18 protein-coding genes are annotated in these 16030 nt (G+C 58.8%); 10 read left to right on the top strand and 8 right to left on the bottom strand.

What is annotated here, in order from left to right; all coding sequences use genetic code 11:
- Positions 1-133: 133 nt before the first annotated feature.
- Positions 134-544, bottom strand: coding sequence for a hypothetical protein (locus tag J0L98_RS18430; RefSeq protein WP_296413375.1), 411 nt, complete (start codon positions 542-544; stop codon positions 134-136).
- Positions 545-1800: 1256 nt separating this feature from the next.
- Between J0L98_RS18430 and J0L98_RS21660 the strand changes: the two genes are divergently transcribed.
- The 3 genes from J0L98_RS21660 (at position 1801) to J0L98_RS18420 (ending at position 4295) form a co-directional block, all read left to right on the top strand.
- Positions 1801-1875 carry a hypothetical protein gene (locus J0L98_RS21660; protein WP_365955075.1) on the top strand — a complete coding sequence of 25 codons (75 nt, stop codon included), beginning with the start codon at positions 1801-1803 and terminating at the stop codon, positions 1873-1875.
- 943 nt (positions 1876-2818) lie between these two features.
- Positions 2819-3631 (top strand): quinoprotein relay system zinc metallohydrolase 1, encoded by an 813-nt coding sequence (locus J0L98_RS18425; protein ID WP_296413373.1) that lies wholly within the window; start codon positions 2819-2821, stop codon positions 3629-3631.
- A 67-nt stretch (positions 3632-3698) separates the two neighbouring features.
- On the top strand, positions 3699-4295 hold the full coding sequence (locus J0L98_RS18420; RefSeq protein WP_296413371.1) for a TetR/AcrR family transcriptional regulator: 597 nt from the start codon (positions 3699-3701) through the stop codon (positions 4293-4295).
- Here the strand turns inward: J0L98_RS18420 and J0L98_RS18415 are convergent.
- Positions 4271-4786 (bottom strand): DsrE family protein, encoded by a 516-nt coding sequence (locus tag J0L98_RS18415; protein WP_296413370.1) that lies wholly within the window; start codon positions 4784-4786, stop codon positions 4271-4273. The two genes, J0L98_RS18420 and J0L98_RS18415, sit on opposite strands and share 25 nt — an antisense overlap.
- Before the next feature lie 119 nt (positions 4787-4905).
- Positions 4906-5676: a 2-oxo-tetronate isomerase gene (otnI, locus tag J0L98_RS18410; RefSeq protein ID WP_296413368.1), complete on the bottom strand. Its 771-nt coding sequence runs from the start codon at positions 5674-5676 to the stop codon at positions 4906-4908.
- Between the two features lie 140 nt (positions 5677-5816).
- On the opposite strand from otnI, the gene pcnB reads away from it, so the two are divergent.
- The 6 genes from pcnB to panC all read left to right on the top strand — a co-directional run bounded on the left by pcnB (position 5817) and on the right by panC (position 10465).
- A complete protein-coding gene (gene pcnB, locus J0L98_RS18405) occupies positions 5817-7160 on the top strand; it encodes a polynucleotide adenylyltransferase PcnB (RefSeq protein WP_296413367.1) in 1344 nt (447 codons plus the stop codon).
- On the top strand, positions 7157-7660 hold the full coding sequence (gene folK, locus J0L98_RS18400; RefSeq protein WP_296413366.1) for a 2-amino-4-hydroxy-6-hydroxymethyldihydropteridine diphosphokinase: 504 nt from the start codon (positions 7157-7159) through the stop codon (positions 7658-7660). The genes pcnB and folK overlap by 4 nt, the downstream gene beginning before the upstream one ends.
- Positions 7660-8001 (top strand): DMT family protein, encoded by a 342-nt coding sequence (locus J0L98_RS18395; RefSeq protein ID WP_296413365.1) that lies wholly within the window; start codon positions 7660-7662, stop codon positions 7999-8001. The genes folK and J0L98_RS18395 overlap by 1 nt, the downstream gene beginning before the upstream one ends.
- A 16-nt stretch (positions 8002-8017) precedes the next feature.
- Positions 8018-8650: a deoxynucleoside kinase gene (locus J0L98_RS18390; protein WP_296403918.1), complete on the top strand. Its 633-nt coding sequence runs from the start codon at positions 8018-8020 to the stop codon at positions 8648-8650.
- Positions 8651-8811: 161 nt separating this feature from the next.
- Entirely contained in the window at positions 8812-9630 is an 819-nt protein-coding gene (panB, locus tag J0L98_RS18385) for a 3-methyl-2-oxobutanoate hydroxymethyltransferase (RefSeq protein ID WP_296413364.1), read from the top strand.
- A gap of 10 nt (positions 9631-9640) precedes the next feature.
- Positions 9641-10465, top strand: coding sequence for a pantoate--beta-alanine ligase (panC, locus tag J0L98_RS18380; RefSeq protein ID WP_296413362.1), 825 nt, complete (start codon positions 9641-9643; stop codon positions 10463-10465).
- Between the two features lie 153 nt (positions 10466-10618).
- Here panC and J0L98_RS18375 read toward each other — a convergent pair whose 3' ends face one another.
- The 3 genes from J0L98_RS18375 to J0L98_RS18365 all read right to left on the bottom strand — a co-directional run bounded on the left by J0L98_RS18375 (position 10619) and on the right by J0L98_RS18365 (position 12827).
- Entirely contained in the window at positions 10619-11095 is a 477-nt protein-coding gene (locus J0L98_RS18375; protein WP_296413361.1) for a hypothetical protein, read from the bottom strand.
- Positions 11096-11243: 148 nt separating this feature from the next.
- Positions 11244-12032 (bottom strand): response regulator transcription factor, encoded by a 789-nt coding sequence (locus tag J0L98_RS18370; RefSeq protein ID WP_296413360.1) that lies wholly within the window; start codon positions 12030-12032, stop codon positions 11244-11246.
- 96 nt (positions 12033-12128) lie between these two features.
- Positions 12129-12827 carry a response regulator transcription factor gene (locus tag J0L98_RS18365; RefSeq protein ID WP_296413359.1) on the bottom strand — a complete coding sequence of 233 codons (699 nt, stop codon included), beginning with the start codon at positions 12825-12827 and terminating at the stop codon, positions 12129-12131.
- A gap of 526 nt (positions 12828-13353) precedes the next feature.
- On the opposite strand from J0L98_RS18365, the gene J0L98_RS18360 reads away from it, so the two are divergent.
- Positions 13354-13797, top strand: coding sequence for a CBS domain-containing protein (locus tag J0L98_RS18360; protein ID WP_296403932.1), 444 nt, complete (start codon positions 13354-13356; stop codon positions 13795-13797).
- Positions 13798-13879: 82 nt separating this feature from the next.
- Here J0L98_RS18360 and J0L98_RS18355 read toward each other — a convergent pair whose 3' ends face one another.
- Positions 13880-15277: an ATP-binding protein gene (locus J0L98_RS18355; RefSeq protein ID WP_296413358.1), complete on the bottom strand. Its 1398-nt coding sequence runs from the start codon at positions 15275-15277 to the stop codon at positions 13880-13882.
- On the bottom strand, positions 15274-15939 hold the full coding sequence (locus J0L98_RS18350) for a response regulator (RefSeq protein ID WP_296413357.1): 666 nt from the start codon (positions 15937-15939) through the stop codon (positions 15274-15276). Before J0L98_RS18350 ends, J0L98_RS18355 begins: the two co-directional genes overlap by 4 nt.
- Positions 15940-16030 lie beyond the last annotated feature (91 nt).

Below are 16030 nucleotides of genomic sequence, written 5' to 3'. Positions count from 1 at the left end.
TGATTATAAATTGAATGAGTATTATGTAATTAATGGGATAATCAAATCAGAGTATCAATTAGTCGTTAGCAGCAAAGAGTTCATTCAATAGGCTGCCAACATTGTGGTCGTTAATGTTCTTGTAGAATAGGAGCTAAATGGATTCTTTGATTTGGTCGTTGTTGGAGAATTTCCTGGCAGAACTTTCGTAGTTCAGATTATAGATAAGATTCACAAAATTCTGCTCGAATCCGAAATTATAGTGCAGTAGCAGCTTGTTGAATATCAAAAATGTCAATGGCTCATCGTTCATATAATTGGCCTCGTTTGTCTTCAACCGGATGGCCTCTACCAGCTGATCGGCCCAGTCTATGGCAAAATCGGGGTGCTTATCGATCAGCTCATCGATCTTGAGGTTGCTTAAAGAGGTTGAGAAAAACAATAAGCAGTAATGGGACATAACAATCGCGTATCTGAGATGGCCCTTCATAATGAAGGCCTCAATAAAACTCATAATGTAAGAATCGTGGCCGTATCTCTTCAAAATGTTGATGATGTTGTGCATGAAAGTAGGTTTTCGGAGCAGGCAGTCCAAAAAGTCATTAAAGAAATTGTGATCTGCCACATTTTATTTCACATTGTCTACATTATTGCACATTTACGTATTATCTTTGCAACCATATCCTTGAGCTTCTACACTTCGATCCCATAGGATTACCCATCGGGCTTGTTGTAAAAATTCTGAATTTTATACTCAATCGATTAAAACAGTTGATTTTTTAAATCACCAAAAAAGTAAAGGTCTGGAAACATAAATAGCCCCTCTACGATTTGGAAGAAGTTGCTAAATTCAATCAGGTCCCTATATTTAACAATTTAATTTGGCAGATCGTCAAAAACATTCCCAAATTTAACACTCACTTTCCATTTGAATAAAATGTATTCATTTATGAATTTTCGGGGCGATGAGAAATAGTTTAAAACATTATTGAGAACCTGAGCGTGGCTTTTGAACATAAGAATAAGGATATATTAGTCATAAATGTTTTCAAGATTTTATAGCGAGTATAAGAGATACCGATTATAAACATTAACAAACATCGACACTGCTTCCTCAGAGACCTCACAGTATTTTTTAACATAGAGTTCGATATCGCGGTTAATTTGCCCCAGGTTGATGGTTTGCTAGATGACGAAATCGGGCACGTTGTGGAGGAGCCTAATTCGGTGGAAATGTGTGAGGGCAACATCGTGCACATCGTGGGGAGGATTCCTCACTATTTGCCGTGATAGCTTATCGTACTATGCTGTATTTGGCTGCATGACGGATGTGCTTGCTGGGCAAATAATAGCTAATTATAACTGAACCCAAGAATATTTTGTGCATTTATTTTATACAGGCATTAATTTAGTCCATTATTTTATTAAAATAAAATATCATTTTACAAATCTACTTCTATCCTATTTAAACATTTTAACTATCTATGTCAGTCAATCGAGTATTTCCTGAAGGAATCCCCAAGGCTATTGGTCCCTACACCCCAGTCACTACCACTGGCAACCTCGTATTCGTTTCTGGACAGATTCCTATTAATCCTTAAACTAATTAAATCGATGCCAAGGATATTGAAGGCCAAACCCATCAGGTCATGAAGAATCTTTCCAAAGCTCTCGAAGGAGCTGGCTGCACTTTAAACTCAGTCACAAAAACTACAGTTTTATTGACTGTAACTATATTGTTTTATTTAGGATATGAGTGTCTTCCCCAAAGTCAACTAAGTCTACGGCTCTTATTTCGAAAAAGGACACTACCCCGCAAGAATGTGCTATGCTGTCCAAGCCCTTCCCAAAGGAAGCTTAGTAGAAATCGATGCTATTGCAGTCAAAGGGCATTAACAACATACTCATTAAAAAAAATAGGAAAAACATTGATTGGTAAAAAACATTTAAATTTAGTAGTTTTATTTACTATTATTAATGAATTCTCTTTTTCGTGCAAATTTGGGGCAATTATCATTTAATTATACATTGTAGAAAACCTACTTTATTTGTTTTTTTGGCGTTACAAAGTGACGAAAATTGAAATTTAGCCTTGATAAGTAAATATGAAAGAATTGGAACTAACGGAACGAATTTATTGAAGTTTCATCGGAACAATTTAAAAAGAGATTCCTATCTGTTTATGTATACTAATTACATATAAATATGCAAGCAGAGCAAAAATAAAAAACTTGTCACGAAGAAACAGCTCACAAACAAAAATGTGAAAAGGATGTTTGTTAGGAACAAAAATGCAAAACCGACAAATGTCACGACAAAAAATGTCAATAGGAGAAGTGCCACGATGATAAACAACATAAAGAAGGAAAGTCTGAGAAACCCTGTCATCAAGACAAAGCACACAAAGAAAAATGTGAGAAAGACAAGTGTGAGTAATAGAAATGTAAGACTGATAAGTGCCATGACAAAAAATGCCAATAAGAAAAGTGCCATACTGAAAAATCACATAAAGTTGAAACTGGTGCAAAGTAGCATAAGCCATGCCACGAAGATAAAACTCATAAAGGAAAGTGTGAAAAGGAAAAATGTGAGGAATAAAAATGCATAACTGATAAATGCCACGATAAGAAGTGCCAATAAGAAAAGTGCCATGATGCTAAATAACACAAAGAAGGAGTAGCAGGGAAAGCTTGTCATGAAGACAAAACTCATAAAGTGAAATGCGAGAAAGAAAAATGTGAATAAGAAAAGTGCATAACCGATAAATGTCACGACAAGAAGTGTCAAGAATAAAAGTGCCACAATGAGAAAGAACATAGCAAAAAACCCTGCCACGAAGATGTTCAATCCCTCCAATGGCGGGAACATCGTCAATACGGGCTTCATCGTCGGTACCGAAGGGGTCGTCGTCATCGACACGGGGCCATCCCGACGATACGGCGAGCAGATGCGCGCCGCCATCGCCCGAATCACGCCGAAGCCGATCGCGCTGGTCATCAATACCCACCACCATCCGGATCACTTCCTGGGCAATCAGGCGTTCGCCGGTACGCCCATCGGCGCTCTGGCAGAAACCGGCAAGGGCATCGCCAGCGAGGGAAATGCATTTGCCGAGAACCTGTTTCGCATGACCGGTGACTGGATGTCCGGCACCGAGGTCAAGGCGCCGGACCAAGTGCTTCTGGCGGGCCCCTTGAAGGCAGGCGGACGGTCGCTGCTACTCCTCGCCCTGAAAGGGCATACGGACGCCGATCTGGTCGTCTTTGACGAGGAGAGCGCGACCCTCTTCGCTGGAGACCTAGTCTTCAACCAACGCGCGCCCACCACCCCCCACGCCGATATTGCTCAATGGAAGGACGCCCTCCGAGCCCTCGACGGGTTCATGAAAGAGCACCGGGTCCGGGTGCTTGTCCCCGGTCACGGACCAATCGCCCGGGATGCCCTCCCCATCGCATGGACCCGGGACTGGCTCACCTGGCTCGACAACAGGCTGCATGAGTCCGCAGCCGAAGGCCTCGACATGAACGAAACCCTGTCCCGGCCCCTGCCCGATGCGTATCGGGACACCCCTGTGTCCGGGGCCGAGTACAGGCGTTCTGTCGGGCATCTGTTTCCAGCCGCAGAAGCCAGCTCACTCCAGCACAGCAACTGAGCCAGCCCCGCCCGGCGGGCGCCTCCACGGGTTCTCCGGCGCGGGCAGAGGTGATAGCCTTGCCCTTATGACGATCCCTACCCGCGACCAATTGCTGGTCGAAGCCGAAAACCTGATCCGCCGGGGCGGCTACTCGGCGTTCTCGTATGCCCATCTGACCGAGAAGATCGGGATCACCAAGGCGAGCATCCACTACCACTTTCCCACCAAGCAGCGCCTTGCCGAAGAGGTCGTGGATCTGGCCCAAGCCCGGTTTGCCGAGGCCCTGAAGGGAATCGAGGCCGAACACACGCTCGTGGCTGATCAACTGCGCCATTACGCGATGCTCTTCCTGGATGGCTTCGAGGCCAGCCTGCGGCCCCTGTGCGGCGCGCTCTCGGCCGAGCTCGCGGCCCTGCCGCCCAGCCTGCACGAACGGACTGCCGCCTACTTCCGGCTACACCTGGACTGGCTTACCCGCGTGCTGGAAAAGGGCATCACCGACGGCCAGTTGCACTGGACGAGCGGTAGCGAGGCCCTGGCCAGACTGCTCCTGTCCACACTCGAAGGTGGCAACCTGATCGGCAGGGCACTGGGCTCCCGAGAGGATGTGCTGCAAGGCTTCGAGCAGGTACTTGCTCTGACGGAAGCCCCGGCAGGTCAGAAGATGGGTACGAGCCTGTAGCCCTGGGTCTGATAGCCGATCAGGGAGATGAAGCCGTCGGCCACGACGGTCAGACCCTCATGCAGGGAGGCGTTATTCACGCCCATGACCTGCGTTGCGATCGCACACACCTCCTGGCGGACCCCCATGCCGGCCAACTCCTTGACCAGGATAGCCACTGCCTCAAGGGCATCCTCGTGCTCGACCAGCAGTTTCGGATCGGGACTCGAAGACAGGTAGCGCACCGTTTCACCGATGTACACCAGGATCAGATCAGGCTTGACCCCCTGTCTGCGGAGGCCTTGGTGCGTCTGCTTGATGATGCTCAGATAGAAGGCTGTCTTGCGGGGGTTGCTGAAATCGAGCAGAAAGACGCCCTTGCCTTCCGTCACCCCCCGCAATGCCATGGCATCGTCCGGTTCAGGGGTGGCGGCATATGCGGTTGGCAGAAAGGCGAGAACACCTGCAGCGAGGCCCAGGGTCAACAGGATGTGGCGGAACGGTCGTGTCATTACAGGTCTCCGTGTGCCCGTCTAAAGCGGGTCATCAAACCAGGATTGGTTCCGGAGAATATCAACCAACTGGTAGGTATGTACAACACGGCGTGTGCCGGGGCCTTCCCCCGGCGGCGTCAGCCCTGCATCCAGCCCAGAGAAGCCTCCGTCAAGCCCGAGGGCACATACTCCGCCCCCACCCAAGCCTGATAGCCGATGGTGTCCAGGTGCCGGAGCAGGAAGGAAAAGTTGATTTCCCCCGTGCCCGGCTCATGACGTCCCGGGTTGTCGGCAAATTGCACATGACCGATCCGTGGCAGATGCCTCATCAGGGTCAGGGCCAGCTCGCCCTCCATCACCTGGGCATGAAAGATGTCGTACTGCAGGAAGAGATTGGGGCGCGCAGCATCCGCCAGGATGGAAAGGGCCAAGGCGCTGCGGTCCACCAGGAAACCGGGGGTGTCGCGGCTGTTGAGGGGTTCAAGCAGCACCTGCCGCCCCGCTGACCCGAAGCTGTCGGCAGCGAAACGCAGATTGCCGATCAAGGTGTCACGCAGGACCGCTTCGGAAATACCGTCCGGACGCAGCCCCGCCAGGCAGTTCACCCGCACACAGCCCAGTGCCTCGGCCCACACCATGGCCTGTTCCACTCCACGACGGAACTCGGTCACCCGGGCGGGCAGACAGGCAATGCCCCGTTCGCCGGCCCCCCAGTCACCCGCCGGCAAGTTGAACAGCACCGCCTCCACCCCGGCCCGGCGGGCTGCATCAGCCACCTCGTCCATGGGGAAAGCGTACGGAAAATGGAACTCCACCCCCTTGAAGCCACAGGCGGCGGCCGCGGCAAATCGATCAAGGAACGGCCGGTCAAGAAACAGGAAAGACAGGTTGGCTGAAAAGCGGGGCATCGATGAAGTCCGTAAAACAGGTGAATACCAGGCCCAATCTTACCGTCCGGACTCCCTGAAGGGCAGCGCAAGGGGCCAAACCCTGCCTCTCCATGGGTTATCATGCGCGACTTGATCAAAAAACAAAGAACACCCCACCAATGATCCGCAAACTGCTGCGCCGTGTATTCCGCCGCGCCGCACCCGCCAACACCCCTCCCGAACCCGCAGTGATTCCGGTGGCCCGCCATGGCGTACGCCGGGACCAGATTTCACCTGCCGCCAACAAGGTCTGCACCACGCTGCAGGAAGCCGGCCACAAGGCCTTCGTGGTCGGTGGCGCCGTTCGTGACATCATTGTCGGCCAGACCCCGAAGGATTTCGACGTCGCCACCAGCGCCACGCCCGAAGAGGTTCGCGCCCTCTTCCGCCGCTCGCGCATCATCGGCCGGCGCTTCAAGATCGTGCATGTGATGAGTGGTGCCGAGACCATCGAGGTCTCCACCTTCCGTGCCATGCAGGACGCCGAAGCCACCGAAACCGACGAGCACGGCCGCGTGCTGCGTGACAACGTGTTCGGCTCCATGGCTGAAGACGCCACCCGCCGCGACTTCACGGTCAACGCCCTGTACTACAACCCCACCGATGAAACCATCATCGACTACCACCACGGCGTGGCCGACCTGCAGCAGAAGACCCTGCGCATGATCGGCGACCCACGGGTACGCTACCGCGAAGACCCGGTGCGCATGCTGCGTGCTGCCCGCCTCGGTGCCAAGCTCGGCCTGGCCATCGACCCGGCGGCCCGCGGGCCGATCCGCGAGATGGCCGAACTCCTTGAGAATGTTCCGCCGGCACGGCTCTTCGACGAGATGCTCAAGCTGCTGATGTCGGGTCACGCGGTGAAATGCCTGCGCCAGCTGCGTGAAGAAGGCCTGCACCATGGCCTGCTCCCCCTGCTTGACGTGATCCTCGAACAACCCATGGGCGAACGCTTCGTCTGGCTGTCCCTCGAGAACACCGACGAGCGTGTGCGTCAGGGCAAGCCCGTGTCCCCCGGCTTCCTGTTTGCCACGCTGCTGTGGCACGAAGTGCTTGCCGACTGGGAGGCCCGCAAGGCTAACGGCGAACATTCACAGCCGGCCCTGTTCGAGGCCATGGATTCGGTGCTCGACCGGCAGTCGGGCAAGCTCGCCATCACCCGCCGCATCGCCGGGGACATCAAGGAGATCTGGGCCCTGCAGCCGCGCTTCGAGAAGCGGGCGGGCAAGACCCCCTATCGCCTGCTGGAACAGCCCCGCTACCGTGCGGGCTGGGACTTCCTGCGTCTCCGCGCCCAATCCGGCGAGCTGCCGATGGAGCTGCCCGATTGGTGGGAAGCGTTCGCCGACGCCCATCCGGAGGCCCGTGAAGGCATGCTGGTGCCGGACAAGAGCGGTACGGTCAGGAAGCGCCGCCGCCGACGCAAGCCCGCCGGAGCAGCCACAGCCCCCGTCGGCGAATGACCGCCGGATCTTCCTGTGCGCGCGCCTTTGTGGCGCTGGGCGCGAACATCGGCGAACCCGTGAAGCACCTGCGGGCCGCAGTGGTTGACCTGGCTGCGCTGCCCGGCACCCGGGTGGTGGCACGCTCCTCCCTCTACCGAAGCGCCCCGGTCGGGCTCCTCAATCAGCCCGACTTCATCAATGCCGTGGTTGCCGTCGACACCCTGCTCGCGCCCCTCGAATTGCTGCACCAGTTGCTGGCCATCGAGGCGCGTCACGGCCGTGTGCGGAGCATACCCAACGCCCCTCGCACCCTCGATCTCGACCTGCTGCTCCACGGCAACGCGGTGCTGCACGGCAGTGAGCTGACCCTGCCCCACCCGCGCCTGCACCAGCGCGCCTTCGTACTGCGGCCCTTGCTGGAGATCGACGCAGGGCTGGTCCTGCCCGGTCTCGGCCCCGCCCGGGATCATCTCCCCTCCGTCGCCGACCAGGACATTTCCCTCTTCGAGCCGCTGTAATGCCGATCTGGGTCCAGACCACCCTGCTGCTGGCGGCATCCAACGTGTTCATGACCTTCGCGTGGTACGGGCACCTGAAAAACCTGTCCACCGCGCCCTGGTACATCGCGGCCCTGGTGTCATGGGGCATCGCCCTGTTCGAGTACCTGCTGCAGGTGCCGGCAAACCGTATCGGCGCCCAGGAACTCGATCTGGCCCAGCTCAAGATCATGCAGGAGGCCATCACCCTTGTGGTGTTCGTGCCCTTCGCCGTGCTCTACATGCAGCAACCTCTGAAGCTTGACTATCTGTGGGCTGCCCTGTGTATCCTAGGCGCCGTTTACTTCATCTTCCGCGCTTGAAAGGCGGAGTCACCCCATGCTCGACAAAGCGCGCTACATCGTTGTGGAAGGCCCTATCGGTGCGGGCAAGACCACCCTTGCCCGGCGCCTGGCCGAGCGCCTCAACGGCGACACCCTGCTCGAGAACCCGGCGGCCAACCCCTTCCTCGGGCGCTTCTACCAGAACATGGAGCGCTGGGGGCTGCCTACCCAGATCGCCTTCCTGTTCCAGCGCAGCGAACAACTGGCTGCTTGCCCCCACGACCCGCATCGGCGCCTGGTCTCCGACTTCCTGATCGACAAGGACCCACTGTTTGCCGAACTGAATCTGGCCGAGGACGAACTCAAGCTCTACCGCCAGCTTTACGAGCGCCTGAAGCCCAGCGTGCGCAAACCCGATCTCGTGATCTACCTGCAGGCCCAGCCCGACATTCTCATTGATCGCGTGCGCAAGCGTGGCGTCGAATCGGAGCGCAAGATCAGCGAACCTTACCTCCAGCGGGTCGCCGAACGCTATGCCACCTTTTTCCACCACTACGATGCAGCGCCCCTCTTCATCGTCAATGCCGAGTCTCTCAACCCGGTGGACAAGGAAGAAGACTTCGAGCTGCTCTTTTCCCGGCTTCACGCCATGCGCAGCTATCGGGAGTTCTTCGGCTACGCCGGCTGAGAGCGTGTGACTAACGCTGCCGCGCAGCCCGATTTCCCCACAAGGGCCGAAGCGGGTCCGTAGATCCGCCACCACCCGGAAGCCTTTCCGTTTCCGCCGTCGAAGTCCCCTTGTGCCACGCACAGGAATGGGGTTAACTGCCGCCGCGAGGAGGAACAGCAATGAGTTATCTGCAAGAAAACAACAAACCCGTCACCCTGTTCGAGCTCGGCAAGATGCGCGCCGAGGATCGCAAGATCGTCATGCTCACCGGTTACGACGCCAGCTTTGCCGCCTTGCTGGAGCGCTGCGGCGTGGACGTCATCCTGGTGGGCGACTCCCTGGGTAACGTACTGCAAGGCCAGAAGACCACCCTGCCCGTCAGCATGGAGCACATGGTGTATCACACCGAGTGCGTCGCCCGGGGTAGTAGCCGCCCGCTGATCGTCGCCGACATGCCCTTCGGCAGCTATGCCGAAAGTCCGGCCCAGGCCATGCGCAATGCGGCCCGGCTGATGGCCGCCGGCGCCCAGATGGTGAAACTTGAGGGCGGCGCCTTCATGGCCGAGACGGTTCGTTTCCTGGTTGAACGCGGCGTGCCCGTGTGCGCCCACATCGGCCTCACCCCCCAGTCCGTTCACCAGCTGGGCGGCTACCGCGTCCAGGGGCGCAGCGATGCAGGAGCCGCTATCCTGAAGAGCGATGCCCTGGCCCTGGAACAGGCGGGTGCAGCACTGGTTGTGATTGAAATGGTGCCCGCCGCACTGGCCGCCGACGTCACCGCCAGCCTCTCCTCCATGGCCACCATCGGCATCGGTGCCGGAGTGGACTGCCATGGCCAGGTGCTGGTTCTGCATGACCTGATCGGCGTTTTCCCCGGAAAGCGCCCACGTTTCGCCAGGAACTTCATGGAAGGCGCCAGCAGCATCGATGACGCCGTCACCCGTTATGTCGCCGATGTACGGGAAGGCCGCTTCCCTGGCCCCGAACACTGCTACTGAGACCCGCACCATGCAGATCCATCCCCGCATTGCCGACTTGCGTGCCGCCCTCAAGGGTGCAGGGCGCGTCGCCTTCGTGCCCACCATGGGCAACCTCCACGACGGCCACATTGCCCTGATGCGTCAGGCCCGCACCCATGCGGATGTGGTCGTGGCAAGCATCTTCGTCAATCGTCTGCAGTTCGGGCCGAAGGAAGACTTCGACAAATACCCGCGCACCTTCGAAAACGACTGCGCCCGGCTGAGGGATGCCGGGGTGGACATGCTGTTTGCTCCGGATGAAAGGGAAATGTACCCAAGCCCCCAGCGCTACCACGTGGAGCCGGATCAGGCCCACGTGAACATCCTGGAAGGCGCTGTCCGCCCGGGCCATTTCGGTGGCGTCGCCACGGTAGTGCTGAAGCTCTTCAACATTGTCGGACCGGACGTGGCCCTGTTCGGCAAGAAGGACTACCAACAGCTCATGGTACTGACGAACATGGTGCGGGAACTGGCCCTGCCTATCGAGGTGATACCGGGCGAAACAATCCGGGCAGATGACGGACTGGCCCTCTCCTCACGCAATGGCTATCTGAGTGTGGAGGAGCGTGCTGAAGCCCCCCGCCTGAGCCGCCTGCTTACACACATCAGGAACAGGATCGCCGCGGGAGACCGCAACTTCCTGAAACTTGAAACGGAGGCCGTGGCAGACTTGGCCGCCCATGGCTGGCAGCCGGATTACATCGCCATCCGTCAGCGCTGCGATCTGCAGGCCCCCGTGGGTGACGCCCCGCTCGTGGTGCTGGGCGCGGCCAAGCTGGGCAGCACCCGTCTCATCGACAATCTGGAAATCTGAAATTGGCGCCCGTGCGCCGAAAGGCCATGGGCTCAGCCCTGAAGAAATCCTGACCAGTGGCTCGAGTTCGCCCAGAGACGCACCGCCTTACACGCACACGGTGCGCATCGCAGGCGCGAACTCGGGCCGTGCCATCCCTTTGTTCAGGAACGCTCAGACGGAGGGGTGAAAGCTCGCAGCGACCATCAGATCCCCGCCGCGCGCATGGCGCTTAATCTGACCGAAGTGCTCGGCAAGCGCCATGCACTGACGGATGTCTTCAAGCAGATATTCGCTGCTCACGCACAGGCATGTCTCACTGACCTCCGCACCGGAGGCGCAGGCCGCCCGGATCGCCCGAACGACGCTCGGGTAGACAGGATCGCGCGACAACAGGGCCGCCAGACGCACCCGAACATGGGGGGCTAGGGTGGACTTCTTCGGATAGCGCGCAAGCCGCAGGCAAGCCTGCAGGACAGCTTCGCGGACCTTGCGGTGGTGTCCCTGGGACTGCTCGCGCTCCATTCGCTCAATGGACGCCTGCCAGTCGGCCGGAATCCGCCTGCGTTCCACAGCGCGCTCCCGCCACGCTTGCCAGACAATAATCCCGACGGCCAGAAGGCCGAGCGCAGCAAACAGATAGGCATCCATGATCGGGCTCCCTGCAACAAACTTTGATGCCCGAAGCTTAGAAGGCAAGAGGAGCGCCCTATGCTGACTAATTCACGCATGCGGGCAAATCTGATCGCGACAATGGAGAAAATCGCCGACTGTGCGGAATCAATCACGCACGGGAAGATCACGACGCCCGCACAGCGCCCCCGAGTCGCCCCTTGACCGCCGGCGCACGCTCACCCGGGCGGGCAACGCCCGACCCGTTCGATGGGTGTCCGACACGCCAGTCTTCGACAACCCGCTCAAGACGATAGCCGTTGCCATAGGCAGCGCTCAGACGGAACCCGACCTCGGGTCGCAGACCGAGCTTTCTGCGGATCCGGCTGATGTGGGTGTCCACGGTCCGGGATACCGCGAGTAGCGCACTTCCCCAGACCGCCTCGAGAAGATGCCCGCGGGACAGGGTGCGTCCCAGATTCCGGAAGAGGAACACCGCCAGTTCGAATTCCTTCTCGGTCAGCGCCACCGGGACACCGTCCACAAGAAGCACCTTGGCGGACGTATCGAAGCGGTACGGCGGCACGTCCAGAACATTCAGGCGGCAATAGTGACCGGGATTGCGCCGCCGCATCACGGCACCGGCACGGGCGACAAGTTCGCGCACGCCTACGGGTCCGGTGATGAAGTCATCCGCGCCACTACCAAGGATGTCGGCGAGTTCGCTCTCACTGTTGCTGCAGTTGAAAAAAATCACCGAGCTGTGAATGCCGGAACCACCCCGCAGATACTGCAGAACCTGGCGAGCCCCCCGGGCGCCCCACTCCAGCAGAAACAGGTCAAAACTCTCCCGTGCGGCCTGAAGAATGAGGGTACGGGAATCCTGGTATCGATGAACATGATGCCCCTCTGCCTCCAGGGCACTCACGAGCGCTTCAATCCGCCCAAACTCGGCGTGCAGCAGGGCGAGACGCATTCGGAATTACCTCCGCAAGGATATGCATGGAATGATGTCGAACGAATAGCCTAATCATCCCAAGCCTTAAAGGAAAATGCTGACCAATCCTGACAACTACATGAGCCGAACATAGCCGTCAAAGCGATAGCCGTGGCCATAGCTCGACACCAGGGGTAAGCGGAGCCCGCACTTCTTCACCACTTTGGCCCGAAGGCGGCTTACCAGAGCCTCCAGCCTTGCCTCCGTGTAGCCCGGCGCCGCTTCCGCCAGCCGGGCCACCAGGGAGATCCGGTCCACCCGCCGATCAGGATGGGAAAAAAGGGTCAGCAGCAGGCGATTTTCCAGGGGATTGGTGACAACGCTCCTTCCGTTCGGTGCTCGCAGCATGAGTTGCCGGTTGTCGAGCATCCACGGACTCGGAACCAGGACGGGGAGTGGATTGGGGGCGGGAGAGTGCAGGCAGCGATGCACGCTGATCAAGGTGGCTTCCAACTCATCGGGATCGACCGGTGCCCGGAGGCAGGCATCCGCGCCACCGCGGAGGGCGGCAATGTGCAAGGCCTTGTCCTCCTTGCCTACGCACACGATGACACCACAGCCCATGTAGCAACGAAGACGCTGTCCGAAGTCCAGACCATCACCGTCCGGCAGATGCGCGTCGACCACCAGCAGCCCGAACGCCTCGAACACGAGCGCCTCGGCTTGAACAAGCGACGTCGCCCAGCGAACCCGGAAGCCGGACCGGCCGAGATGCTCGGCCAGCCTCTCACAGACCGACCGGTCGTTCTTCACCACGAGTACAGACTGATCCATCAACCGGCCACCGCTCGCCATGAGCCTCTTCAACAAACAGCGCGCCTGCCGCCCCGGGCCGCACCGCCAAATGGCATGGGCCAGGGGCCTCCGGGCAAGGCATTCACCACACACGACGGGATGGTAGGTGATGTGGAGTACCTAAAACGGGCACTGACAAATGATTGCAATTACCCGGCGGATCAGTCCGGACTCGGCCCTGATGAACACCGGGTGGCGAGCGGCTCGCGTTCGCCGCAAGAAGTGCGCCATACACAGCCTTGGGCAAGCATCGCCGGGGGCGAAGCGGGGTCGAGCCGTCGATTCATGGCCATGCGCCCGGAAGCAAGCACAAACAAATCGTAAGACCGGGAGCCCGGCATGCCCATGCCCTCATCGCGATGAACCCGACCGGCCTGCCTGCAGGCAAAAAAGCCCCGCATCCCCTTGCGCTCGCGCCAACTTGCATCCAAGCTATGTAACTTGAGCAGCCGGAGCCTTGAGGCCCTCCGGCCCATCGCCAACAACAATGAGGAGGGTAGAGACAATGGCAGCAACGGTTGAACAGATTCTTCAGAACAAGGGCGGCTCCACCCATTCGGTCACCCCCACGACCACCGTACTCGAAGCACTCAAACTGATGGCCGAATTCAACGTGAGTGCCGTGCTGGTCACTGAAGGCGAGCGTCTGGTCGGTATCTTCACGGAGCGTGACTATGCCCGCAAAGTCGTCCTCAAGGGCCTGGCCTCCAAAGACACCCGGGTTGGTGACCTGATGACCCAAAACGTTCTGACCGTCGCCCCCAGCCATACCATTGATGACTGCATGGCCATCATGACCAACAATCACATCCGCCACCTGCCGGTGGTTGCCCAGGGCAAGCTGGCTGGCATCGTGAGTATTGGAGATGCGGTGAAGTCGGTGATGCAGCAGCAGCAGGCCACCATTGACCAGCTATCCAGCTACATCGCAGGGGGCATGACCACCTGACGCAGTGCAGCGGCGTTCCCGCGCCGCACTTTTTTTGCGCCTGTCCAGGCTCAGATACGCAAGAAGCTGGCGGAGGCCTCGGTTAGAGGCTCCGCTCATTCCCCGATGACGCGATCGCGGGAGGAAACGTCAGCACCACCGCCAATCCCTCGCCGCCCCCCGGACGCGGCAGCCCCTGCCCGAAATCCAGGCGAGCCCCCAGAATGGTCACAATCCGGGCCACGATCGACAACCCGAGACCACAGCCTCCGGCATCTGCCTCGGCCCCCCGCGCGAATCGGGTGAGCATCTTGTCCCGCAGAACCGGATCAATACCCGGCCCGTTGTCCGACACCACCAGACGCCGCCCGACGGCATCCACCAGGACGTGCACCTCGCCGCCCAAGGGCGTGTAGCGCAGCGCGTTGTCCACCAGGTTGCGTACCAGCACTTCCAGCCACCAGTGATTGCCCGTCACCGGCATGGCACCCCGCTCATCCAGGGACAGGCTCTGCTCCCCGCGCAAGGCCTGGGGTGCGAGGGTTGAGCAGACGCTACGGGCGAGTTCGGCGAGATCCACGCACTCTCCGTCGGGGAGCGTCGCGTCCGGATCAAGGCGCGCCAGGGTGAGAAGCTGTTCGACCAGATGGGTCATGCGCTCAACGCCCGACAAGACCTGCTCCAGGGCATGTTGACGGGCATCGTTTTCGACGGAGCGGCATGCCACTTGGGCCTGGATCCGCAGCGCGGCAAGAGGGGTGCGCAACTCGTGGGCCGCATCGGCGGTGAACCGACGCTCATTGTCGAGCGCTTCGGCCAGGCGTACCACCAGTGCGTCAAGGGAACCCACCAGTGGTGCGATCTCGGCGGGTAGCGGGCCGTCGATACGGACCGGTGCAAGATGTCGCGCATCCAGCCCCCCCATTGCACGGGCCACGGCATCCACTGGACGCAGGGCCCGCCCCACCACAACCCAGATACCGATGGCGATCAAGGGAAGGCCGATCAGGATGGGAAGCAGCAGATGCAGTGCGATTTCGCCGGCCAGACGATAGCGGGTGGCATGCTGCTGACCCACGATCACCCGATATCGACCATGATCGTGGTCCACGGTGTAAAAGCGCCACAGTTCCCCCTGCTGCTCGTGCTCGTCAAAGCCCGCTTCCCGGGTTGCCGGCACATCCGTCATCTCGGCCGAGCGTACCAGCAGGTGCCAGCCTGCGCCTGTCTCGTCGCGCTGCCAGGCCTGAAATGCCACCGGTAACTGATAGTCATGCTGGTGCTCGGCCATTTCGTGGGCCACCTGCCCCGGCCCCCCCGCTGCCACAATGGCCAGCAGGGTTTCGGCCACCTGCACCATCTGGGCGTCAAAGAGCTCGTCCGCCTCGCCATGGGCGGTCCGAAAAGCCACAGCGGCGGACAGACTCCAGAGCAGTGCCACCACCGCAATCAACAGGCCCACCAAGCGCCGTCGCAAGGAATAGATCTGACACCCGCTCACCGAGGCACCTCATCCACCATGTAGCCGACCCCCCTGACGGTACGGATCAAGTCCGCACCGAGCTTGCGGCGCAGGTGGTGAACATGCACCTCGAGGGCGTTGCTCTCCAGGGCCTCGCCCCAGGCGTAAAGCTGTTCCTCCAGCGCCCGACGGGTCAGCACCCGACCCGCCGCATCAAGCAGCACGCTCAGCAGATCGAACTCCCGGCTGGTCAGACTGACGGCTTCACCGCGCTGGATCACGGTACGGGCTGCCGGATCAAGGACAAGGTCACCATGGCGCAGACAGGCGTCGGCCCGTCCGCTGGCGCGACGAACCAGGGCGCGCAGGCGTGCAGCCAGTTCGTCGAGGTCAAAGGGTTTGACCAGATAGTCATCCGCCCCCAGGTCAAGACCACGCACCTTGTCGGCGATCTGATCTCGTGCGGTGAGAATCATCAACGGCACCCCATTGCCGGCTTGCCGCAATTCCGCCAGCACCGACAAGCCATCACGTCGCGGCAGCCCCAGGTCGAGCAGCACGGCGGCGAAAGCCTCGCTGGCCAATGCCGCCAGGGCCGACTCGCCATCCCTCACCCAGTCCACTGTAAAACCCGCAGCACCCAGCCCCGCCTGGACACCATCGCCCAGCATTCGGTCATCCTCAACCAGCAAGACCCGCATCCCTCTCCTCCTCCGGCCACCCCCACTGCGCGTCACAGCATGCTCCTCCCGGTGTCTTAATCAAAGCTTAAGCCCAAGCACAGTCGTTGGC

Source organism: Zoogloea sp. (assembly GCF_017302315.1).
In the GTDB taxonomy this organism is placed as follows: Bacteria; Pseudomonadota; Gammaproteobacteria; order Burkholderiales; family Rhodocyclaceae; genus Zoogloea.
Note: the sequence above shows the minus strand (reverse complement) of the source record. Positions and strands in the feature narration are given on the sequence as shown.